Origin of the sequence: Pseudomonas sp. RIT-PI-q, from assembly GCF_001297125.1 — a bacterium.
In the GTDB taxonomy this organism is placed as follows: Bacteria; Pseudomonadota; Gammaproteobacteria; order Pseudomonadales; family Pseudomonadaceae; genus Aquipseudomonas.
In genome coordinates this window covers 39,670-61,043 of sequence record NZ_LHPC01000040.1, presented here as the reverse complement: position 1 = coordinate 61,043, position 21,374 = coordinate 39,670, and the positions used below count along the sequence as shown (strand labels likewise).

Annotated in this window: 18 protein-coding genes; 6 read left to right on the top strand and 12 right to left on the bottom strand. The window is 58.8% G+C overall.

Features of this window, described 5'->3' with window-relative positions:
- Positions 1 to 29: 29 nt before the first annotated feature.
- Positions 30 to 1,139, top strand: a complete 1,110-nt coding sequence (locus AEQ67_RS21955) for a PilT/PilU family type 4a pilus ATPase (protein ID WP_059405920.1) — start codon at positions 30 to 32, stop codon at positions 1,137 to 1,139.
- A gap of 232 nt (positions 1,140 to 1,371) precedes the next feature.
- Here the strand turns inward: AEQ67_RS21955 and AEQ67_RS21950 are convergent, their stop codons facing one another.
- From AEQ67_RS21950 to AEQ67_RS21905, 10 genes are all read right to left on the bottom strand, one after another.
- Positions 1,372 to 3,327 carry an acetoacetate--CoA ligase gene (locus AEQ67_RS21950; RefSeq protein WP_059405919.1) on the bottom strand — a complete coding sequence of 652 codons (1,956 nt, stop codon included), beginning with the start codon at positions 3,325 to 3,327 and terminating at the stop codon, positions 1,372 to 1,374.
- 147 nt (positions 3,328 to 3,474) lie between these two features.
- Positions 3,475 to 4,248 carry a 3-hydroxybutyrate dehydrogenase gene (hbdH, locus tag AEQ67_RS21945; protein ID WP_059405918.1) on the bottom strand — a complete coding sequence of 258 codons (774 nt, stop codon included), beginning with the start codon at positions 4,246 to 4,248 and terminating at the stop codon, positions 3,475 to 3,477.
- Between the two features lie 7 nt (positions 4,249 to 4,255).
- Positions 4,256 to 5,647: a GntP family permease gene (locus tag AEQ67_RS21940; protein ID WP_059405917.1), complete on the bottom strand. Its 1,392-nt coding sequence runs from the start codon at positions 5,645 to 5,647 to the stop codon at positions 4,256 to 4,258.
- A gap of 297 nt (positions 5,648 to 5,944) precedes the next feature.
- Positions 5,945 to 7,360: a sigma-54 interaction domain-containing protein gene (locus AEQ67_RS21935; RefSeq protein WP_059405916.1), complete on the bottom strand. Its 1,416-nt coding sequence runs from the start codon at positions 7,358 to 7,360 to the stop codon at positions 5,945 to 5,947.
- Between the two features lie 126 nt (positions 7,361 to 7,486).
- The gene (locus tag AEQ67_RS21930; protein ID WP_059405915.1) at positions 7,487 to 9,058 is read right to left on the bottom strand and encodes an ABC transporter ATP-binding protein; all 1,572 of its coding nucleotides are present in this window, start codon (positions 9,056 to 9,058) and stop codon (positions 7,487 to 7,489) included.
- Positions 9,059 to 9,072: 14 nt separating this feature from the next.
- Positions 9,073 to 10,095, bottom strand: a complete 1,023-nt coding sequence (locus AEQ67_RS21925) for an ABC transporter permease (protein ID WP_059405914.1) — start codon at positions 10,093 to 10,095, stop codon at positions 9,073 to 9,075.
- Positions 10,095 to 11,156, bottom strand: coding sequence for a microcin C ABC transporter permease YejB (locus AEQ67_RS21920; RefSeq protein ID WP_059405913.1), 1,062 nt, complete (start codon positions 11,154 to 11,156; stop codon positions 10,095 to 10,097). Before AEQ67_RS21920 ends, AEQ67_RS21925 begins: the two co-directional genes overlap by 1 nt.
- Positions 11,156 to 13,024: an extracellular solute-binding protein gene (locus AEQ67_RS21915; protein WP_059405912.1), complete on the bottom strand. Its 1,869-nt coding sequence runs from the start codon at positions 13,022 to 13,024 to the stop codon at positions 11,156 to 11,158. Before AEQ67_RS21915 ends, AEQ67_RS21920 begins: the two co-directional genes overlap by 1 nt.
- Before the next feature lie 132 nt (positions 13,025 to 13,156).
- Complete coding sequence (locus AEQ67_RS21910) at positions 13,157 to 13,438, bottom strand: peptidylprolyl isomerase (protein ID WP_059405911.1); 282 nt, start codon at positions 13,436 to 13,438, stop codon at positions 13,157 to 13,159.
- Between the two features lie 106 nt (positions 13,439 to 13,544).
- Complete coding sequence (locus AEQ67_RS21905; protein ID WP_059405910.1) at positions 13,545 to 14,426, bottom strand: lipase family alpha/beta hydrolase; 882 nt, start codon at positions 14,424 to 14,426, stop codon at positions 13,545 to 13,547.
- A 339-nt stretch (positions 14,427 to 14,765) separates the two neighbouring features.
- On the opposite strand from AEQ67_RS21905, the gene AEQ67_RS21900 reads away from it, so the two are divergent.
- From AEQ67_RS21900 to AEQ67_RS36000, 3 genes are all read left to right on the top strand, one after another.
- Positions 14,766 to 15,812, top strand: coding sequence for a hypothetical protein (locus tag AEQ67_RS21900; protein WP_059405909.1), 1,047 nt, complete (start codon positions 14,766 to 14,768; stop codon positions 15,810 to 15,812).
- Positions 15,813 to 15,998: 186 nt separating this feature from the next.
- Positions 15,999 to 16,328: a hypothetical protein gene (locus AEQ67_RS21895; protein WP_059405908.1), complete on the top strand. Its 330-nt coding sequence runs from the start codon at positions 15,999 to 16,001 to the stop codon at positions 16,326 to 16,328.
- A gap of 37 nt (positions 16,329 to 16,365) precedes the next feature.
- Positions 16,366 to 17,691, top strand: coding sequence for a colicin-like pore-forming protein (locus AEQ67_RS36000; protein WP_059405907.1), 1,326 nt, complete (start codon positions 16,366 to 16,368; stop codon positions 17,689 to 17,691).
- Between the two features lie 21 nt (positions 17,692 to 17,712).
- Here AEQ67_RS36000 and AEQ67_RS21885 read toward each other — a convergent pair whose 3' ends face one another.
- Together AEQ67_RS21885 and AEQ67_RS21880 are read right to left on the bottom strand one after the other, a co-directional pair.
- Positions 17,713 to 18,042, bottom strand: coding sequence for a hypothetical protein (locus tag AEQ67_RS21885; RefSeq protein ID WP_059405906.1), 330 nt, complete (start codon positions 18,040 to 18,042; stop codon positions 17,713 to 17,715).
- 297 nt (positions 18,043 to 18,339) lie between these two features.
- Positions 18,340 to 19,428, bottom strand: a complete 1,089-nt coding sequence (locus AEQ67_RS21880; protein WP_059405905.1) for a 3-deoxy-7-phosphoheptulonate synthase — start codon at positions 19,426 to 19,428, stop codon at positions 18,340 to 18,342.
- 625 nt (positions 19,429 to 20,053) lie between these two features.
- Between AEQ67_RS21880 and AEQ67_RS21875 the strand changes: the two genes are divergently transcribed.
- Together AEQ67_RS21875 and AEQ67_RS21870 are read left to right on the top strand one after the other, a co-directional pair.
- Positions 20,054 to 20,812, top strand: coding sequence for a carbon-nitrogen hydrolase family protein (locus AEQ67_RS21875; RefSeq protein ID WP_059405904.1), 759 nt, complete (start codon positions 20,054 to 20,056; stop codon positions 20,810 to 20,812).
- Positions 20,812 to 21,255, top strand: a complete 444-nt coding sequence (locus AEQ67_RS21870) for a GNAT family N-acetyltransferase (protein ID WP_059405903.1) — start codon at positions 20,812 to 20,814, stop codon at positions 21,253 to 21,255. Before AEQ67_RS21875 ends, AEQ67_RS21870 begins: the two co-directional genes overlap by 1 nt.
- Positions 21,256 to 21,374 lie beyond the last annotated feature (119 nt).

The window sequence follows — 21,374 nt, the reverse complement described above, 5'->3', positions numbered from 1 at the left end:
CATTGAATGCTTCGCGGGTGCTTTTTGCCATGGATATCGATGCACTGTTAAGACTGTTGGCCAGCCAGAATGGCTCCGATCTTTACCTTTCCACCGGTGCGCCACCCAGCGCGCGGTTCGACGGCGTCCTCAAGCCCCTGGACGATCAGCGGTTCAAACCGGGGGAAATCGCGGCCATTGCCGACTCCATCATGGACGCCGAGCAGCGACTGGAGTTCGATCGGGAACTGGAGATGAACCTGGCGATCTCTTTGCCGGGTGTCGGACGCTTTCGGGTCAATATCTTCAAGCAGCGCAACGATGTGTCGATTGTGGCGCGCAACATCAAACTCGACATTCCACGCTTTGAAGACCTCAACTTGCCCTCGGTACTGCTCGAAACGGTCATGCTCAAGCAAGGCCTTATGCTGTTCGTCGGTGCCACCGACTCGGGCAAGTCTACCTCGCTGGCGGCCTTGATCGACTACCGCAATCGACACAGCAGCGGCCACATCATCACCATTGAAGACCCGGTCGAGTACATCCATCGGCACAAGAAGTCGATCATCAACCAGCGCGAGGTCGGCGTCGATACCCGAAGTTTTCATGCTGCCTTGAAAAATACCCTGCGCCAGGCGCCGGACGTGGTGCTGATCGGCGAGATCCGCGACCGCGAAACCATGGAGCACGCGCTGGCATTTGCCGATACCGGTCATCTGGTGATTTCCACCCTGCATGCGCACAACGCCAACCAGGCGCTGGACCGTATCATCAATTTCTTCCCCGAAGAGCGTCATACGCAACTGCTGCATGACTTGGGCAACAACCTCAAGGCCTTCGTCTCGCAACGCCTGGTGCGCACCCGCGACGGCCAGCGACGGGCGGCGGTGGAAGTGATGCTCGGCACGCCGACCATCGGTGATCTGATCCGGCGCAATGAGCTTTCCGACTTGAAGGGAATCATGGAGAAATCGGTGGAGCTGGGAATGCAGACGTTCGACTGCGCGCTTTACGCGCTGGTTATCGAGGGCGCGATTGACGAGGAAGAGGCGTTGAAGCATGCGGACTCGGCGAACAACCTGCGGCTGCGCCTGAAGTTGCACGCCGAAGCATCCCCGGGCCCCCACGCGCCACCGGGCGAATGGGGCCTGATGGACTGACAATACACACCGCTTCCCCGGATGGACTACCACCCCCTTCCGCGGATGGGCTAACCCCTCCTGTAGGAGCTGGCTTGCCAGCGAAGGCGCCAGGTCAGTCAACATCGATGTCGACTGACATGCCTCCCCTGTAGGAGCTGCCGAAGGCTGCGATCTTTTGATCTTGGCGTCAGATGATTCGCTAAAGATCAAAAGATCGCAGCCTTCGGCAGCTCCTACAGGGGATAGCGTTTCAGTCGTTTAGCTCGGGGCGGTTGCGAAATTGCTCCAGCGCTTCGGGATTGGCCAGGGCATCGGTGTTTTTCACCTTCTGCCCATGCACCACATTCCTTACGGCCAACTCAACCACCTTGCCACTGATCGTCCGGGGAATGTCCGTCACCGCGACAATCTTCGCCGGCACATGCCGTGGCGTGGTGTTGGCGCGAATCACCTGGCGAATCTGCTGCTCCAGGCCTTCGTCCAGTTCCACTCCGTCACCCAACCGCACAAACAGCACCACCCGCACGTCATCCTGCCATTGCTGACCGATGGCCACGCTGTCGACCACCTGCGGCACTTTCTCCACCTGACGGTAGATTTCCGCCGTGCCGATGCGCACCCCGCCGGGGTTGAGCACGGCGTCTGAGCGGCCGTGGATCATCATCCCGCCGTGGGGCAGCTGTTCGGCGTAATCACCCTGTGCCCAGACACCGGGAAACTGGCTGAAGTAAGACGCGCGCAGTTTTTCTCCAGTGGGGTCGTTCCACAGGCCGATGGGCATTGCCGGGAAGTGCCGGGTGCAGACCAGTTCGCCTTTTTCGCCAATGACCGGTCGGCCGTCGTCGTTCCAGACCTCAACGGCCATGCCCAGGCTCTTGCCCTGGATTTCCCCTCGACGAACCGGCAGCAACGGATTGCCGTTGACGAAGCACGAGACGATGTCGGTGCCACCGGACATCGACGCCAGGCACAGGTCGCGCTTGAAGTCGCGGTAGATGTAGTCGTAGCTCTGGGGCGACAGCGCGGAACCGGTGCACAGCAGGACTTGCAGACTGTCCAGGTCATGGCTGTCACGAGGCTTTATGCCGTTGCTTTCCAGGGTCGCGAGGTACTTGGGGCTGGTGCCGAAGACGCTGATGCGTTCGTCGTCGATCAAGTCGATCAGGCGCTCGGGTCCGGGGTGAAAAGGTGAGCCGTCGTAGAGCACCACGGCGCTGCCCACCGCCAGGGCCGAGACCAGCCAGTTCCACATCATCCAGCCACAGGTGGTGTAGTAGAACAAACGGTCGCCGGGGCCGAGGCCGGAATGCAGGCCGTGTTCCTTGACGTGTTGCAACAGCACGCCGCCGGTGCTGTGGATGATGCATTTAGGCACGCCAGTGGTGCCGCTGGAATAGAGGATGTACAGCGGATGGGCGAAGGGGACTGGAACGAAATCCGGCTCGCCGCCCGGTTCGTAAAAATCATCCCAGAGCGTCACGTTGGCCACGGTGTGGAAGTCTGTGATGTGCGCGTGGGGGCGGGCGTAAGGCACGACGATCAACTGCTGCAAGGACGGCAGCCGTTCGAGGATTTCGTTGATCTTGGCCGTCTGGTCGATCTCCTTGCCGGCGTAGCGGTAGCCGGCGCAGGTGATCAGCACTTTCGGTTCGATCTGGCCGAAGCGGTCGATCACCCCTTGGGTGCCGAAGTCCGGCGAAGAACACGACCAGATTGCGCCAAGACTGGTGGTGCCAAGCATCGCCACCAGGGTTTGCCAGGTGTTCGGCATGCAGGCGGCCACGCGGTCGCCGATACCGACGCCGGCGGCGATCAAACTGTTCTGGAAGCCGGCGACATGCTCGGCCAGTTCGGCCCAAGTCAAGTGTTCGCGCTGACCGTTTTCACCGATGGCGACCACGGCCACGGCATCATCGCGACGGCGCAGCAGGTGTTCGGCGAAGTTCAGGGTCGCACCGGGGAACCATTGGGCGCTGGGCATTTGCGCACCTTCCACCAGCACCGCGTCGGGTTGGTCGTGAAAGCGGATGTCGAAGAAATCGACGATGGCCTGCCAGAAGTCCTGGCGCTGATCGATGGACCATTGATGCAGGGCAGGGTAGTCGTCGACGTGAAGGTGGTGCCGCTGACTGATGAAGCGCCGAAAGGCCTCCATGCGGGTCTTGCCGATGCGCTGGGCGCTGGGTTGCCAGAGGATGTCGGACATGGCTTGCCTCTTCTTCTATCTTCAGATCCATTCGCGGGCAAGCCACGCTCCCACAGGTTTTGTGGTTGGCGTCGAATTGGTGTTCGACACAAATCCTGTGGGAGCGAGGCTTGCCCGCGAAGAACGATAACGCGGTCTGACGGCTGATTACTGCGCCAACCACCCACCATCAATATTCCACGCCGCGCCCCTGACCTGGCTACCGGCTTCACTACACAAAAACAGCACCAACTCGCCCAATTGCGGCGGCGTCACAAACTCCAGGGACGGCTGCTTCTCGGCCAGCAAATCATGCTGCGCCTGCTGCGGATCGACCCCTTTGGCAATGCGATCATCAATTTGCTTCTGCACCAGCGGCGTCAACACCCAGCCCGGACAAATGGCGTTGCAGGTGACGTTGGTCGCCGCCGTTTCCAGCCCGACCACCTTGGTCAAGCCGATCACCCCATGCTTGGCGGCGACGTACGCCGCCTTGCCCGTCGATCCCACCAGACCATGCACCGAAGCGATGTTGATGATCCGCCCCCAACCCTTGGCGCGCATGCCCGGCAGGCTCAAGCGGGTGCTGTGAAAGACCGACGACAGGTTGATCGCAATGATCGAGTCCCAGCGCTCCAACGGGAACTCGTCGACCGGTGCCACATGCTGGATGCCGGCGTTGTTTACCAGAATGTCCACGCCGCCGAACTCGCGCTCGGCGTAGGCGATCATCTCGGCGATCTGCGCCGGATCACTGACATCGGCCGGATGATGCCCGACCTTGCCGCCGAACTGCTCCACTTCGGCAATCACCTTGGACGCATCGCCGAAACCGTTGAGGATCAAATTGGCCCCGGCCTTGGCCAGGCTGAGGGCGATGCCCAGGCCGATGCCGCTGGTGGAGCCGGTGACCAGTGCGGTCTTGCCCGAAAGAGTCGTCATGTATACCTCACACAATGCCAGTGGCGTAGAAAGTACCGATCACCACAAAGACCGCCAGGGTCTTGATCAGCGTAATACAGAAAATGTCTTTGTAGGCCTCGCGGTGAGTCAGGCCGGTGACCGCCAGCAAGGTAATCACCGCGCCGTTGTGCGGCAGGGTGTCCATGCCGCCACTGGCCATCGAGGCAACCCGGTGCAGCACTTCAAGCGGGATGTTGGCGGCCTGCGCGGCGGCGATGAAGTCATTGGCCATGGCCGCCAGGGCGATGCTCATGCCGCCCGAGGCAGAACCGGTGATGCCGGCCAGCAGGGTTACGGTAATGGCTTCGTTGACCAGCGGATTGGGGATGCTCTTGAGCCAGTCGGCCAGCACCAGGAAGCCCGGCAGTGAGGCGATCACCGCACCAAAGCCGTATTCCGACGCGGTGTTCATCGCCGCCAGCAACGCGCCGCTGACCGCACTTCGGCTGCCTTCGGCGAGCTTGCCGCGAATCGCCTTGAAGCCGCACGCCAGCACCATGAGGATGCCGACCAGCAACGCGGCCTGCACCGCCCAGATCGCCGTGAGCTTGGCAATTTCAGTGGTCACCGGCGCGGCCATGCCCGGCAGCGCGAGGCTGTGGGTCTTGCCGTACCACTGTGGAATCCACTGGGTGAACAGCAGGTTCATGATGCCGACGGCCAGCAGTGGCGACAGCGCAATCCACGGGTTCGGCAGCTTGATGTCGGCAGCGGTTTCCGGCTCGTTGCGCAGTTCGGTGCCATACCCTTCGCCGGCGCGCTGAGCCTTGTTGCGCTGACGCTGGAGAAACAACATGCCGGCGCAGAACACGAAGATCGCCCCGATCAAACCCAGCCACGGTGCAGCCCAGGCGGTGGTGTTGAAGAAGGTGCTGGGGATGATGTTCTGGATTTGCGGGGTGCCGGGCAGGGCGTCCATGGTGAACGAGAACGCGCCGAGGGCAATGGTCGCCGGGATCAGGCGTTTGGGGATGTTGCTCTGGCGGAACATTTCCGCGGCAAACGGGTAGACCGCAAACACCACCACAAACAACGACACGCCGCCGTAGGTGAGCAGGGCGCAGACCAGCACGATCACCAGCATCGCCTGACGGGTGCCGAGCAGGCGAATCGCCGCCGCGACAATCGAGCGCGAGAAGCCGGACAGCTCAATCAGCTTGCCGAACACCGCACCGAGCAGGAACACCGGGAAATACAGTTTGATGAAGCCGACCATTTTCTCCATGAACACCCCGGTGAAGGCAGGGGCAACGGCGGAAGGGTCGGTGAGCAGAACGGCGCCGAGGGCGGCAATCGGGGCGAAAAGGATAACGCTGTAGCCACGGTAAGCCGCGAGCATTAGCAGCGTGAGGGCTGCCAAGGCAATGATCACACTCATGGTGTGTCTCCTGGATTGTTATTTTTGTAGGGTGAATCTTTTGTGGGTGAGGGCTTTAGCGAGATTCGTGCCATGCTGTTAACATGTTGAAATATAAGGAAATTTTTATTAAATGAGAGAGTTGTTAAATAATTTGTCTCTGTTTTGAGATTTGTTGTGGTTGGGCTGACGCTTTCGCGGGCAAGCCTCGCTCCTACAGGTTTTAGGGTGGGCGTCAAATAGTGGGCAACACAAACCCTGTAGGAGCGAGGCTTGCCCGCGAAGAGGCCATATCTACAAATAGAGATCTATGTCTCCCTATAGAGACTCATCAATCCCCAACGCCACCATCTTCTTGTACAACGTCGACCGTCCCAGCCCCAATCGCGCCGCCGCTTCAATCACCTTGCCCCCGCATTGCGCGAGGGCCGATTCAATCAACTGCCGATCAAACCGCTCCCGAGCCTCACTGAACGTTTCATGCGCAACCGGCTCGACACTCAATGGCGCCACACGCTCCACCGGCGTAAACGTCCCGATCGCCGCCCGAATATCCCCCGCGTTCAACATCAGGTCATCACTGAGCAGCGCCGCCCGTTCCAGCACGTTTCGCAATTCACGAATATTCCCCGGCCAGGCATGTTGACCCAGCAAGTCCAGGGCTTCGCGGTTCAGCTCATGCTGGCTGCGCAGTTCCTCAAGGATCGCTTCACTGAGCGCCGGCAGATCGTCGAGGCGATCGCGCAGCGGCGGCACCTGGATCGGCCGCACGTTGAGGCGGTAATACAAGTCGGCGCGCAATTCGCCGCGTTTGATCGCCCCCCCCAGGTCGGTCGGGGGCGCGGCAATCACGCGCACGTCGCTCTGAATCACTTCATTGGAGCCCACCGGCTCGAATTCTTTTTCCTGCAATACCCGCAGCAGTTTGCTTTGCAAGGGCAACGGCATGTCGCCGATTTCATCGAGGAACAACGTGCCGCCCTGGGCAATCTGCAACTTGCCCACCCGGCCCTTGCGGTCCGCGCCGGTAAACGCGCCCGGGGCGGTGCCGAAGAATTCCGCTTCCAGCAGCGACTCGGGAATCGCTGCGCTGTTGATGCTGACAAAGGCTTTGTGCGCGCGTGGCGAAGCGCCGTGGATTGCTTGGGCGAGCAACTCCTTGCCGGTGCCGGTTTCCCCGAGCAGCAACACTGGCGACTCGGCGCTGGCACTGCGTCGGGCGCGGCGTTTGACCTCCAGGCTGGCGGCGCTGGTGCCGATGAAGTGGGCGAAGTTGTACTTGGTCTGCCGCGACCGCAGCAGCGAGCGGGTGGACGCCAGTTCTTCCTGCATGCTCATGTAGCGCTTGAGCATCGGCGACAGGCTGCGCAATTCGTCGAACAGCGCAAAACCAATGGCGCCGATCACCACCCCGGCATCGTCGTGAATCGGCAGGCGCATGACCACCAACGGTTCTTTGGGGGTGTCCTGCATGTCGAGCAAAATAGGCCGGCCAGTACGCACCACTTCGCGCAGCAGGCTGCCGGGGATCACGCTTTCGCAGGCTTTGCCAATCGCCACCTCGGCCGACTCCAGGCCAAAGCGCCGGGCATAACGTTCGTTCATCCAGACGATATTGGCATCACGATCGACAATCACCGTGCCTTCACTCGACTGCTCAATGATCTCGAACAACGAACGGATCGCCAGCAGGCGAACGCGCTGGTAGTCCTTGAGGCTGTCGGTGGTGTTCATGGAGGCTGATCCTGATTATTTGTTGCTGGTGCGGGCGCCTTCGCGGGCAAGCCTCGCTCCTACAGGTCGAGGTGATTTGTAGGAGCGAGGCTTGCCCGCGAAGGCCGCGCCTCGGTTCATAATGGCCTACGCTGGATGCGCCGCCGCCAACAGCTCTTTGGTGTACGGATGCTGCGGCGAATCGAACACGTCGTGGCTGGCGCCGCGTTCCACCACTTTGCCATCCTTGATCACGATCATGTCGTGGGCCAGGGCACGCACCACCGCCAGGTCGTGGCTGATAAACAGGTAAGTGAGGCCGTGTTTTTCCTGAAGCTGGCGGAGCAGGGCGACCACTTGTTTTTGCACCGTGCGATCCAGCGCCGAGGTCGGTTCATCCAGCAGAATCAGCGCCGGTTTCAACACCAGCGCCCGGGCGATGGCGATGCGTTGGCGCTGGCCGCCAGAGAACTCGTGAGGGTAACGATGGCGGCTTTGCGGGTCGAGACCGACTTCTACGAGTGCCCGAATCACCTCTGCCTTGCATTCGTCAGCGGTTAACTGGCTATGCACCTCAAGGCCTTCACTGATGATCTGCGCCACGGACATCCGTGGGCTGAGACTGCCGAACGGGTCCTGGAACACCACCTGCATTTTCTTGCGCCACGGCCGCAACTGCTTCTGTGTCAAGCCATCCAGCGCTGCACCCTGGAAGCGAATGCTGCCTTCGGAATCGAGCAAACGCAGGATTGCCTGACCCAGCGTCGACTTGCCGGAACCGGATTCGCCGACGATGCCCAGCGTCTTGCCGCGCTGGATATTCAGGCTGATGCCATCGACGGCCGTCAGGAAGGTCTTGCGCTGGAACAGCCCGCCACCGAGGGCGAACTGCACCCGCAGATTGTCTACTTCCAGCACGTTTTCGCGCTCGTCCCGGGGCAGGGCTTCACCCTCCGGCTCGGCGTTCAGCAGCACGCAACTGTAAGGGTGTTTCGGCTCGGTAAACAGTATCTCGCAAGGCGCCTGCTCGACGATTTCCCCAGCCTTCATCACGCACACTCGCTGGGCAATGCTGCGCACCAGATTGAGGTCGTGGCTGATCAGCAGCAGCGACATGCCGAGCCGCTGTTGCAGGGATTTGAGCAACAGCAGGATCTTGCGTTGCACCGTCACGTCCAGCGCCGTGGTCGGTTCGTCGGCGATCAGCAACTCCGGCTCGCAGGCCAGGGCCATGGCGATCATCACCCGTTGGCGTTGACCACCGGACAATTGATGGGGATAGGCCTTGAGGCGCTCCTTGGGTTTCTGAATGCCGACCAGGTGCAGCAACTCGAGAATCCGCGCCTGTGCCGCTTTACCGGCCAGGCCCTTGTGCAGCAGCAGGGTTTCGCCGATCTGCTTTTCAATACTGTGCAGCGGATTGAGGGAGGTCATCGGCTCCTGAAAGATCATTGCGATCCGGTTGCCGCGTAACTCGCGCAGCACCTTGGCCTCGGCGCCCACCAGTTCCTTGCCGCGATAGCGAATGCTGCCGGTGGTTTCGGTGCCGGTCTCGGGCAGCAGTTGCAGGATCGAGTGGGCGGTCACCGATTTGCCGGACCCCGACTCGCCCACCAGCGCCAGGCATTCGCCCGGACGGATATCCAGGCACAACTTGCGCACTACCGTCTGGCCGTTGAAGGCCACGCTGAGGTCACGGATTTCGATCAGGTTACTCATATCAACAGTCCGCGTCATGATCGGGGGTCAAAGGCATCACGCAACGCCTCGCCGATAAACACCAATAAAGAAAGAATCAACGCCAGGGTGAAAAACGCCGTCAGCCCCAGCCACGGTGCTTGCAGGTTCTGCTTGCCCTGACCAATCAATTCGCCCAGCGACGCACTGCCGGCCGGCATGCCGAACCCGAGGAAATCCAGTGCAGTCAGGGTGGAAATGGCGCCGGTCAGAATGAACGGCAAATAACTCAGGGTCGCGTTCATCGCGTTGGGCAGGATGTGCCGCACGATGACCTTGCGGTCGGTCAGGCCCAGTGCCCGCGCCGCTTTGACGTATTCCAGGTTGCGCCCGCGCAGGAACTCGGCACGCACCACGTCCACCAGGGCCAGCCAGGAAAACAGCGCCATGATCCCCAACAACCACCAGAAATTCGGCTCGACGAACCCCGACAGGATGATCAGCAAATACAGCACCGGCAGCCCCGACCAGACTTCCAGCAAACGCTGGCCGATCAGGTCGACCCAACCGCCGTAGTAGCCTTGCAGGGCACCGGCCGCAATACCGATCAGGGCGCTGACAAAGGTCAGCATCAAGGCAAACAGGATCGACACCCGCGCCCCGAAAATCACCCGGGCCAACACGTCGCGAGCCTGGTCATCCGTGCCCAGCCAATTCACCTTCGAGGGTGGGCTCGGCGCCGGTTTGTTCAGGTCATAGTTGGGTGTGTCGTCGCTGAAAGGAATCGGCGGGAACAGCAACCAGCCGCCATCCTGTTTGATCAGCTTCTGCACATAGTCGCTGCGGTAGTCGGCCTGGAACGGCAGTTGCCCGCCGAACTCCTGTTCGGTGTGGCGCTTGAGAGCCGGGAAGTACAACGAGCCCTGATAGCTGACAATCAGCGGCTTGTCGTTGGCAATCAGTTCACCACCGAGGGACAGTAGAAACAGACCGACAAACAACCACAGCGACCACCAGCCGCGACGGTTTTTCTTGAAGCGTTCGAAACGCCGACGGCCTAACGGCGAGAGCTTGAACATCAGGCGTTCCTCGCGGCGAAGTCGATACGCGGGTCGACCAGGGTGTAGCAAAGGTCGCCGACCAGTTTGATCAAGAGGCCGAACAACGTGAAGATGAACAGCGAACCGAACACCACCGGGTAGTCTCGCGACACCGCGGCTTCATAACTCATGCGACCCAGACCGTCGAGGGAGAAAATTACCTCGATCAGCAACGAACCGGCGAAAAACACGCTGATGAACGCCTGGGGAATGCCCGACACCACCAGCAGCATGGCGTTGCGAAACACATGGCCGTACAGCACGCGGCGCTCGCTCAAGCCTTTGGCGCGGGCAGTGACCACGTACTGGCGGGTGATTTCATTGAGGAACGAGTTTTTGGTCAGGATGGTCAGCGTGGCGAATCCACCGATCACCAGCGCCGTCACCGGCAGGACCAGGTGCCAGAAGTAATCGGCGATTTTGCCCACGGTCGACAGCGATTCGAAATTATCCGAGACCAGCCCGCGCACCGGGAACCAGTTCAGCGACGTGCCGCCGGCGAAGACCACGATCAGGAACATGGCGAACAGGAACGCCGGCATCGCGTAGCCAATGATGATCGCGGTACTGCTCCAGATATCGAAGTGGCTGCCATGGTGCACGGCTTTGCGGATGCCGAGGGGAATCGACACCAGATAGGTGATCAACGTCGCCCAGAGCCCGAGGGAAATGGTCACCGGCATTTTTTCCAGGATCAGGTCGGTGACGGTGGCGCCACGGAAGAAGCTCTTGCCGAAGTCCAGGCGCGCGTAACTCTTGAGCATCAGCCACAGGCGCTCGGGTGCCGGTTTGTCGAAGCCGTACTGTTTTTCAATCTCCTTGATCAGTTGCGGATCGAGGCCGCGACTGGCCCGCGAGGTGTTGGACATGGTTTCGCTGGACCCGCCACCGACATTGGTGCCGCCGATGCCTTGCAAGTGCGCGATGGCCTGTTCCACCGGTCCGCCCGGTGCGGCCTGGACGATGATGAAGTTGACCAGCAGAATGATCACCAGCGTCGGAATGATCAGCAGCAGGCGCCGCAGTATGTAAGCCCACATCAGTGCGGCCCTCCGGGTTTGCCACGGCGGATTTTCTCGGCGGTCATCTGCTGATTGGTCAATGGCGTGGTGCTCATTTCCCACCAGCTTTCGATGGCTTCGTCATTGCTCGCTTGCACGTTCGGTATGCCGAAGCGATTCCACCATACAGTGGAGGTGCCCGGCGGGTAATAGTTGGGAATCCAGTAGTAGTTCCATTGCAGCACCCGGTCCAGCGCGTGGGCATAGCGCAGCATGTCGGCCTGGGTGTTCGCGCGGATCAGCCCGGCGATCAAGGTATCCACGGCCGGGTTTTTCAGCACCATGTAGTTGTTGGCACCGGGATCGGTCGCCGAGACCGAGCCGAAGTAATTGAGTAGCTCGTTTCCGGGCGACGTGGTGACCGGGTAGCCGGTGACGATCATGTCGTAGTCGCGGCTCATCAGGCGATTGACGTACTGCGACGAATCGATGCGGCGGATGTTCAGGTCGATGCCGATCTGCTTGAGGGTGCGCTTATAAGGAAGGAGCAAACGGTCCATGCCGTTCTGGCTGACCAGGAAGGTGAAGCTCAGCGGTTCACCTTTGGCGTTGACCAGTTGATCTCCGTCGGGTTTCCAGCCGGCTTGTTCAAGCAGGTCGAGGGCCTGCAACTGCTTGTCGCGAATCAGGCCGCTGCCATCGGTTTTCGGGGCTTCGAAGACCTTGGTAAAAACTTCATCGGGAATTTGCCCGCGCAAGGGTTCAAGAATTGCCAGCTCGGCGGCATCCGGCAGTTGTCGGGCAGCGAGGTCGGTATTGGAAAAGAAGCTCTGCTGGCGGATGTACATGTCGCGCATCATCTGCCGATTGCTCCACTCGAAATCCCAGAGCATCACCAGCGCCTGGCGTACCCGGCGGTCCTGGAACATCGGGTTTTGCAAATTGAAGACAAAGCCCTGGGCCGGTTGTGGCGCCTCTCTTGCCAGGTGGGACTTTTGCAGGCGACCGTCGCTCAGGGCCGGACTCTCGTAGCCGATGGAGTAGCCGGTAGCGGAAAATTCCCGGTTGTAGTCGTAGGCGCCGCCACGCAGGACCTGACGCGCCACATCGGTGTCGCCGAAGTATTCAATGCTGAAATGATCGAAATTGTAGAGCCCGCGGCTGACCGGCAGATCTTTGCCCCACCAGTCGGCGTTGCGTTCGAAGGTGATGCTGCGCCCGGAGTCGACCTTGCCCACTTTGTACGGACCGCTACCCAGTGGTGGCTCGTAACCGCCACCACCGGCAAAGTCGCGGGTCTTCCACCAATGCTCGGGAAACACCGGCAAGGTCGCGATGTCCAGCGGCAAGGTGCGGTTTTCGTTGTTCTTGAAGTCGAAACGAATGGTCAGTGGCGACTCCACTTCGACGCCTTTGACGTCGGCGAACTGGGTGCGATAACGCAGGCTGCCCTGGGTCATCAGCAAGTCGAAGGTGTAGCGCACGTCTTCGGCGGTGATGGGCTTGCCATCGGCAAAACGCGCCTTGGGATTGAGGTAGAAGCGCAGGGACAGACCGTCGTCCGAGCGCTCCATCTGCTGCGCCACCAGGCCGTACACGGTGTACGGCTCGTCCATTGAACGCTGGGCCAGGGGTGAATAGAGCAGGCCGTCGATCTGTGTGACGCCGATACCCTTGTCGATGTACGGCAGCATATGGTCGAAATGACCGATCTCGATCGCCGAGCGCCGCATCGTGCCGCCTTTGGGCGCTTGCGGATTGGTGTAGGCAAAATGACTGAAGCCGGCAGGGTATTTCGCCGGTTCGCCGTACACGGTCAACGCATGTTGTGGTGCAGCATTCACACCAGCGGCGCCCAACAACAGCGCCACGGCAGTGAACAATAAAGTAGGGAAAGCCAGTCGCATTGTCAGCCTTAGAGCCGGGTGGTCGTTAACCACAATTTGTACGCTAGCGGCGCGTCCCTCGCCAGCCGTATACGTAACAGAAACACAACGGCCCACCAAAAGGCGGGCCGTTATGCAGAGTGCAGGCGTTGATCAGTCCTGACGGCTGGTCACTTCCAGCAGGTGGTAACCGAACTGGGTCTTGACCGGGCCTTGCACCACGTTGAGCGGTGCGCTGAAGACCACGGTGTCGAATTCCTTGACCATCTGACCTGGACCGAACGAACCCAGATCACCGCCCTGGCGGCTGGAAGGGCACGTCGAGTTGGCTTTGGCGACTTCGGCGAAATCGGCGCCGCCCTCGATTTGGGCCTTCAGTTCGTTGCATTTGGCTTCGCTGGCAACAAGGATGTGACGGGCAGTGGCTTTAGCCATGGAAAAATACTCCTTTCAATGTTCGTTAAAGTGCTGAGCCTACCGGATTCAGTGGTCTATTTCTCCTCAAAGTTCCGTCCACATCGCGTGGTCAGGAGGGCGTTGCTTATAAACCGGCCTTTTTCAAACGTTCGGCGTGTTGCACATACAGGTCAATCGGGTCGACACCCTTTCGCTCCCGGCCGGTTGTCTGGCCGAGACTGTCCAGATGATCCATCGGATAGTCGGAGCGAATCACTTTGCCCAGGTGGGAGCTGTAGCGGCCAACCATGCCGTCGTTCTGCTCGGCCTCGGTAGTGAAGTATCGGGAAAAGGCTCGGGACAAACCGTGCAGCGGATCGAGTGCGTCGAGTCCTTCATCAACGATGTTCCCCGGCAAGGTGCCGCTCCAGGAGTAGTAGCGCACACCGTTGACCAGCTCACGGCCCTTGCCACCCCAGCTTTTTGGCAGCGCCTGGGGGTATTTGTCATTGAACGCGCCTACGCCTTCGGTGGTCAGGGCGTTCAGCGCCGCGATGGCGTTTTGCGGCAGGTGTTGATTGCCGCTGAGCGACGACAGAAAGTCGGCAAACAAGGTGGCGACCGTCTCGGCGACATGTTCCGGCAGGCGTCCGGGCGTTAACGCCTTGCGCAGGAAATCGGCCAGCTCCGAGCCGTGGTTCGGTCCGCTGACAGACGTCACCGAAGCAACGACGTCTGGCGCATCCGCTGCCGCGTAACGTGCAGCGAGTGCGCCTTGACTGTGACCGATCAGGTTGACTTTTTTTGCACCGGTTCCTTCCAGTACCCGTTCGATCTGCGCCAGCAGTTGGTCACCGCGAGCTTCGTTGCTGTGGGTAGCCGACAAGTGTGGAACGAACACCCTGGCACCGGCACCTCTCAGGGCTTGTTTTACGTTCTGGAACAGCTCGACTTTGCCGATGCGATCAAAGCCGAAGAGCCCGTGGACCAGCAGGATTGGATAGTGAGTGCTTGCATTCCGTTGCATGTTTATACCTTTTCTCAGGAGTTCGGAGTGTGTGCCTTGGGCCTCACTCTAAAACACTCCGGTAGTGAGGTGATGTCTGAAGATGCCGCTGTAACGTGATGAAAATGGAATAGAAAACGTACGAAAATTCGGATGTGGATGAGGCTTTGGTCGGAATGTCCGGACATCTTTTCTTCGGGATTCAAGTGTTTTTGAGCAATGACCTACTTGGCGAATGGCATTTGTCCGTGCGCCCTGAAGCCTTTACCCGACATCGCGGATCATGCTCGTGGGGTTCAATAGGCTTCATTCGATGCCGCCGTTCGAGGTGGCGTTTATTCCAAGGACTGGAGCGTTTGAATGACCACTCATGAAGCAGATACCCACACTGTTGTAAGCCAATCAATGCCCGTGCTGGACCAGGCGCAAAACGCGATGCTGGATCCCTCTGATAGAAAAGCCATCATCAAGGTCGGGCCTTATCCGGGCATGGCCTGCGGGGACAAATTGCTCTTGTCCTGGATGGGGCTGGACGTCGAAGGCATTGCTTACACGCATGAAGTGTCGCGTTTTGTGAGCGAGGGCCAGGTTGCCAAAGAGATAGTGTTCACCGTGCCCGCCGTGCATATCGCCGCACTCGACGGTGGTTCTCTGGAGGTCTATTACACGCTCCAGAGTGCGCGACTGCCTGAACCTGTGCAGTCCCGACGTTTGCAACTTGACGTTGGCGACGCCAGGCCCGACTTGTTGCCTGCGATCGTTAACGATGCCGTGGGCGGTACGCTCGATCCCGAGAGGGTATTGGAAGGGGCGCTTGTTACCATTAAGCCCTACGCTCGCATGGCGATTGGCGACAGGATTTTGCTGTCCTGGGCGGGTGTGACGCCCGAGGGGAGTTTTAATGACGTGTTGGCAGTCGAGCCCTTTGCGGTAGGCGGGGAGCTGTCGCTCTGGGTAAGCCCGGACTGCATTGCACCCAACCTTGGAGCCTCTGTCACCCTCAGTTATTGCGTCGTACAGGACGGACAAGAACCCCGTTACTCGGAGCCCGCGCGGCTGTTGATCGGTTCTTTGCAGCGAGGCCCCTTGTTGGCGCCCGAAGTGCTTGAGGCCGAAGAAGGCAGGCTGGATCTGCAAGACACGATGGATGGTGTAACCGTTGTAATCAATGATGCCCAGGCGGAAGAAGGAGAACTGGTCTACCTGAAATGCGACGGCGACTATTTCAGTCACCGCGATGATCGCGACATCACCAGGGAAATGGCCGGGCAGCCGCTGGTGTTTATCGTCCCCTACAGGTTTTGGCGCGAGCATCGAGACATGACCGTCCGGGTGGCCTACTCGGTGGAACGGCTTGACGATGTCAGTCAGAAATCCGAGGTGACGTTGGTGCAGGTGCAGTCCTAATTGATCTGCAATCTATTACGGCCAACCACATTTATTTGTGCCCGACAAAGCTCGGGTCGGCAATCCTGCTGCGCGTAATTTGTCGCGAACTCTCTATCTCGCGCTCTTATAACGCCGAAGATGAATGTCACGAGCGCAACTGTAGGTGCAAGCAAATTTGTTCAGCTACATCAAGGAGAGTTACACATGGCAGACGAAGGATACGTCCCCGGACAGACTTACAACATCAGACCCTTAAAAATCATCGGTGGACGCGAGCAGACCTACGGTCCAGGCGGTGGCGGTGGTTACAGTGGAAATAGCGGCGGTTGGGGTCTTGAGGAAGGGCCAGATAAAGGGAGAGGAAGAGGAGGCCCCGGTACAATTCATGACATTGCGTTGCCGAGCGTCATGGCTGAGTTCATGAATGACCAAATCTACGGGCAATCGCAAATAGAGAACGAATATAGCGCACGATTCAGCTCACTCCCCGCTGACACGGAGCGCGAACTGGAGGCAAAAAAAACGGGCCGGTAAAGCCGGGCAGCTCCTTACTCCCGCAGAATCTGCTGTCGTGGATCAAAAGATCACGCTGGACCTGATCGATTCAAAAAAACATCAATACATTTCCATCGCGCCGCACATTTATGGTCTTTATGGTCAGAGCCCTTTCTTTATGATGGAAGTGCTCCCACGTCAGAAGATGCGTGAGTTCCTGAACTCCGGTAGCGCTGATCCCCATGCTCTAAGGGGGCTATATGCCCTGTTCGACAATGTCTACAAGTCCGCATTGGAGCTTAAGGCGCTGTCGCTTTCCATGGGTGTTCTGTCTGGCAAACTCGCAGACCTTGCCAGACAAAGAACCCAGCTGGAATCTACAGTTCCTGCCAATGATGCTGTTTGGCTGGCAGCGCAAAATCAACGGCTTAACATCATCGCGTTGGAACGGGATATTCATGCCCAGCAACTCCCGGAATTCCTGCAAACAGAGTTTGTTGCAGCAGCAGGATCCGTAGCAGGCCTAACGCCCACTCAAGCCTTGATTCATTACAAAGCGACACTGGATCGATTAGCCGCGTCTAAAACCGCACAAATCCAACCCATTCACGCGCCCCCTCCAATCAAGAGAGGCGGGATTACCATAACCCTTCCAGCGGCAAACCCGAAAATTAACGCGCCGCTAAGCAAGCCAGAGCTGGAAGCGCTGAATGAGTTGGTTTACTTGCAGATTAACACCCCGGTAGGGGTCAAGTGGCTCAGCTACCATGATGCGTTATTGAAGGCCGAATCGGCACGACAGTTGACTGCGACCTCGAATGCTTATGGCGGTCTGGCCGAGCGGGCAAACGACGCCGAACAGATCAAGGGCGCGATCAAGTTCACTGCGGATTTCTATAAGGAAGTAACCGAAAAATTTGGTGAGAAAGCCTCAGCGTTAGCAAAGGAACTGTCTGAAAACGCCAGAGGGAAAAAAATCCGCAACGCCGAAGAGGCAATCAGAGCCTTTGATCAATACAAAGATGTTTTGAACAAGAAATTTAGTGTCAAGGATAGAGAAGCCATCGCCAAGGCTATCGACTCGCTTGATAAGGACATGATGGCTAGAAGTCTGAACAAGTTCAGTAAAGGGCTCAAAGGCGTTGGGAATGTCATGGACCTTTTCAGTCTGCTCACTGAAGCCCCAAAATCGACTCAGAGCGGAGATTGGAAGCCGTTTTTTGTCAAGGCCGAAACTCTTGTTGCAGGTCAGGTTGCAACAGCTTTGGTCGCCTTTTTGTTTGGACTGACGGCAGTGACACCTATGGGCATCCTGGGGTTCGCTTTGCTAACGGCTGTTACTAGCGCGCTAATCGATGATGCGCTGGTAGGCAAGATAAACGACTACATCATGAGTATCTGATGCGGACCAGGGGTGACGTTGTCACCCCTTTTTGCAAGTTATGTATATCAAGTAACAGCCGCCCAACGGGATGGCGAGAACGATGCAAATGAATGCAAATAATGCGTTGACCCCTGAAACGTCGCCCTTGACGAAAAAACCTTTCTTCCAGAGTTCGGGTCCGGTCAATTTGTAGGCGGTCGCTGTTATCAAATACCTGGAAATCGGATATAGCAGTGTGCTGAGCACCATGGATATGACCAGGCCGATATTTTTGTAGAACAAAGCGTCGCCGATGTAGAAAGCCACAATGGCTGTAATGAGATACGCGACACCTGCTAACCAGTGTTTGATTAAGTATTTTTTGTCCATCCTTGATCTCATTAATACCGAATGACGATGGTGTAGCGCCTGCCTGGATTGAGCTGGCGCTTTTTGCTTTTCAGTCAGTTGATTTGCGTCCGTACAGAATCAGCCAGATGTCCTCGCGAATCATTGTTCAAGCACATGAAAAATCAGTGGCCATGATTTCAGGCTTGAGGGTGTGATGAAACCCTTGTGTGGCAGTCGGCATCCCGATGTCTCCAAAAAACAGCATCAAAAAGTTTCTAATTGTCTAGGCCATGGTGCACTCAGCTTGCGCTGTTCAGAGCGCAAGGAGTCCCAGCATCATGCCGGCTGTTGAACGCTATGTTGTGCGCGCAGCCGTTCCGCCGCCTGGCGCAACAAGTCTTCCGTTCCGGTCCAGCCAAGGCAGCCATCGGTGACCGACACGCCGTAACGCAATGAAGCGCTCAGCGGTTGGCAACCTTCGAACAGATGACTTTCGATCATCATGCCGATCAACGATCGATCACCTTGCAGGCGCTGTTCAAGCACATCATTGAATACCGCTGGTTGACGCAATGGGTCTTTGCCGCTGTTGGCGTGGCTGCAGTCGACCATGATCCGAGCCGGGATCTTCAATTTGGTCAGATCGCTGTGCACCTGGGCGACGCTATCGCGGTCGTAGTTCGGCCCGCGATGGCCGCCGCGCAGTACCAGGTGAGTGTCTGCATTGCCCGGCGTTTGAATGATCGCGGGATGGCCCTGGCTATCGACACCGAAGTGGCGATGGGGATGGGCCGCCGAGCGCATGGCGTCACTGGCAACGCCGACGCCGCCATCGGTGCCGTTCTTGAAGCCGACCGGCATGCTCAGGCCGCTGGCCATTTCCCGATGGATTTGCGATTCGGTGGTGCGGGCGCCGATGGCCACCCAGCTCAGCAGGTCGTCGAAGTAGCCGGCGGCCATCGGTTGCAGCAGTTCGGTGGCAATCGGCAGTCCGAGTCGGAGCATTTCGCGCATCAGCTCACGGGACAAGGTCAGGCCGCCTGCCATGTCATCGCTGCCATCCAGGTGCGGATCGTAGGCCAGGCCTTTCCAGCCGACGGTGGTACGGGGTTTTTCGACGTAGGCGCGCATGACCAGCAGCATTTCATCGCTGACTTCGGCGGCCAGGCGGGCAAGGTTGCCGGCGTATTCAAGGGCGGATTGTGGGTCATGAATCGAGCACGGGCCGACGATGACCAGCAAACGGGCGTCTTCACCGTTGAGGATCGCGCGAACCGCTTGGCGGTGGGCGGCGACTTGCTGGTTGAGGGCGTTGCTCAGTGGCAGTTGCTGCTTGAGTTGCAATGAGTTGGGCAGACGCAGGGTCAGCGCTTCATTGGCAGGGCTCAGGGTGGACAGCGGCAGAGCAGAGACGGACGAGTTCATATTCGGGCTTCCTGGGCTGGCGGCGGGTTCGTTCCCGCGCGCTCGGCCCTACTGGGGTGTTCGACAATTGGCCGGATTGGCTGCGTGTGTGTGCTTGCCACCTGTGGGTGACCGATCGGAGGCGGCAGGCTGTCCCGAGCGGAGGCTGGTAAATCGCCAGGCGGTAAAACTGTCGTGACGGTAATAAGTGGCGTAGTTCATTGGGTGAATCCTCAAATTGTCTGGTTGTTGCTGAAAGTTTTTGGGGCTGAAAAAACAAAACCCCCGGTCGGGAAGCCGACCGGGGGTTGAGAATTCTCTGGTGGCGACCCGTTTTATGTGGGCGCCGTGTGGGTATCAGGCGCGCCAGTGGCTAAACCAATACCCAAAATAAAAGCTGACCGGAGCACAAACGTCTTTCACCCGGGCAGCCGCAACCGAGCGCAGGGCGCTGGCGGTACGAAGCTGTGAGAGGGCATTGAACATGGTCTGTCTCCGATGGATGCGCCGAGCTTACTAGAGGCGGGTACACGGATTCAATCAGAAAATGCTATCGATCATCGACGATGTTTTCTATCGCTTGAGTGCGTCTTCGGTTGTGACACACTTTGTGTTCCGCTTACGTACAACGTCACAAGGACGAATCATGACGCCACTGACCATCGCTGCCGCTCAATCGATTTCCATCGCCGGTGACCTTGCCGCCAACATCGCCTGGCATCAACGCTTCATTCAGGTGGCCGCTGAGCAAGGCGTGCAATTGCTGGTGTTCCCGGAGCTGTCGTTGACTGGCTACGAACGCGGGCTCGCGGCCGGGTTGGCCATTGCGCCAGATGCATCCGTGCTGCAACCGCTGCGGGATTTTGCGCGGGAAGTCGGCGTGACGGCCGTCGTCGGGATGCCGATTCGCCTGTCGGACGATTCGCCGGTATTGATCGGCGCACTGGTGTTGGGCGCCGATGGTTCGCTGGAGATTTACAGCAAACAACATGTGCACCCAGGCGAGGAGGTCGCGTTTGCCCCGGGCACCGGCGGTTCGACGCTGACAATCGGCGCCGATACGGTCGCTTTGGCGGTGTGTGCGGATTTTTCTCACGCCAGTCATGCATCTGCGGCGGCGCAGCAAGGCGCTGACCTTTATGCCGCAGGCGTACTGATCACGGAAAACGGCTACGCTGCGGATACGGCGTTGTTGCAAGGCTATGCCGGTACTCACTCCATGGCGGTCCTGATGGCTAACCATGGTGGTGCAACGGGTGGCTGGGAGTCGGCGGGGCGCAGCGCGATCTGGGCGTCGGACGGTTCATTGATTGCGGCGGCACCGGGCACGGGCAATCTGATGGTCGTTGCGCGCCGCAACGCTGACGGCTGGAAAGGGCAAATAGTGGAGGTTGCGCAGGGGTGATGGTATTTGAATTACGCCCGGCGACATCCCGGGACCTCGACTTCGCTCGCGAGCTGACTCGCAATAACATGCTCCGCTATTACATCCAGCACGATCTGCTGTGGCAGGACGAAGGGTTCGATGTCGGCTGGGCCGGGCGCGAGAACTGGCTGATTGTGAGTGGCAGTACCGTGCTGGGCTTTTTCAGTCTGAGTCGTGACGCCAAAGCCCTGTATATCCGCGAACTGCATGTCCTCGAAGCGTTTCGAGGCCAGGGCGCAGGTTCCTGGGCGATCGATCAGGTATTGGCCATGGCGTGCAGGGAGCGGCGTCCGGCATTGCGTTTGACGGTTTTTGAAAACAATCCCGCGCAAGTGTTGTATGAGAGAAAGGGACTGAAGGTGGTCGGCATGGACGAGTGTTTCCTGAGAATGCAGCGTGATGTCGGTGACTTGCATCCCTGAAACACGCATACGCCAAGCCTTTCAAGAACTTTGAAACTTTTTATATGACGCTTGCCGCTAGGTCTGCCAGTCGCTTTTTGCTAAGGTGTCGGGCAACTGAATATGACCATATCGCGAGG

Excerpts from the sequence above, each read along its gene's own strand:
- AEQ67_RS21940 (WP_059405917.1), bottom strand. The coding sequence starts at position 5,647 with ATGAGTGTGATCATTGCCTTGGCAGCCCTCACGCTGCTAATGCTCGCG.
- AEQ67_RS21880 (WP_059405905.1), bottom strand. The coding sequence starts at position 19,428 with ATGAACTCGTCCGTCTCTGCTCTGCCGCTGTCCACCCTGAGCCCTGCC.
- AEQ67_RS21870 (WP_059405903.1), top strand. The coding sequence starts at position 20,812 with ATGGTATTTGAATTACGCCCGGCGACATCCCGGGACCTCGACTTCGCT.
- hbdH (WP_059405918.1), bottom strand. The coding sequence starts at position 4,248 with ATGACGACTCTTTCGGGCAAGACCGCACTGGTCACCGGCTCCACCAGC.
- AEQ67_RS21955 (WP_059405920.1), top strand. The coding sequence starts at position 30 with ATGGATATCGATGCACTGTTAAGACTGTTGGCCAGCCAGAATGGCTCC.
- AEQ67_RS21935 (WP_059405916.1), bottom strand. The coding sequence starts at position 7,360 with ATGAACACCACCGACAGCCTCAAGGACTACCAGCGCGTTCGCCTGCTG.
- AEQ67_RS21885 (WP_059405906.1), bottom strand. The coding sequence starts at position 18,042 with ATGGACAAAAAATACTTAATCAAACACTGGTTAGCAGGTGTCGCGTAT.
- AEQ67_RS21895 (WP_059405908.1), top strand. The coding sequence starts at position 15,999 with ATGGCAGACGAAGGATACGTCCCCGGACAGACTTACAACATCAGACCC.
- AEQ67_RS21905 (WP_059405910.1), bottom strand. The coding sequence starts at position 14,426 with ATGCAACGGAATGCAAGCACTCACTATCCAATCCTGCTGGTCCACGGG.
- AEQ67_RS21915 (WP_059405912.1), bottom strand. The coding sequence starts at position 13,024 with ATGCGACTGGCTTTCCCTACTTTATTGTTCACTGCCGTGGCGCTGTTG.
- AEQ67_RS21875 (WP_059405904.1), top strand. The coding sequence starts at position 20,054 with ATGACGCCACTGACCATCGCTGCCGCTCAATCGATTTCCATCGCCGGT.
- AEQ67_RS21920 (WP_059405913.1), bottom strand. The coding sequence starts at position 11,156 with ATGTGGGCTTACATACTGCGGCGCCTGCTGCTGATCATTCCGACGCTG.
- AEQ67_RS21900 (WP_059405909.1), top strand. The coding sequence starts at position 14,766 with ATGACCACTCATGAAGCAGATACCCACACTGTTGTAAGCCAATCAATG.
- AEQ67_RS21950 (WP_059405919.1), bottom strand. The coding sequence starts at position 3,327 with ATGTCCGACATCCTCTGGCAACCCAGCGCCCAGCGCATCGGCAAGACC.
- AEQ67_RS21910 (WP_059405911.1), bottom strand. The coding sequence starts at position 13,438 with ATGGCTAAAGCCACTGCCCGTCACATCCTTGTTGCCAGCGAAGCCAAA.
- AEQ67_RS21925 (WP_059405914.1), bottom strand. The coding sequence starts at position 10,095 with ATGTTCAAGCTCTCGCCGTTAGGCCGTCGGCGTTTCGAACGCTTCAAG.
- AEQ67_RS21930 (WP_059405915.1), bottom strand. The coding sequence starts at position 9,058 with ATGAGTAACCTGATCGAAATCCGTGACCTCAGCGTGGCCTTCAACGGC.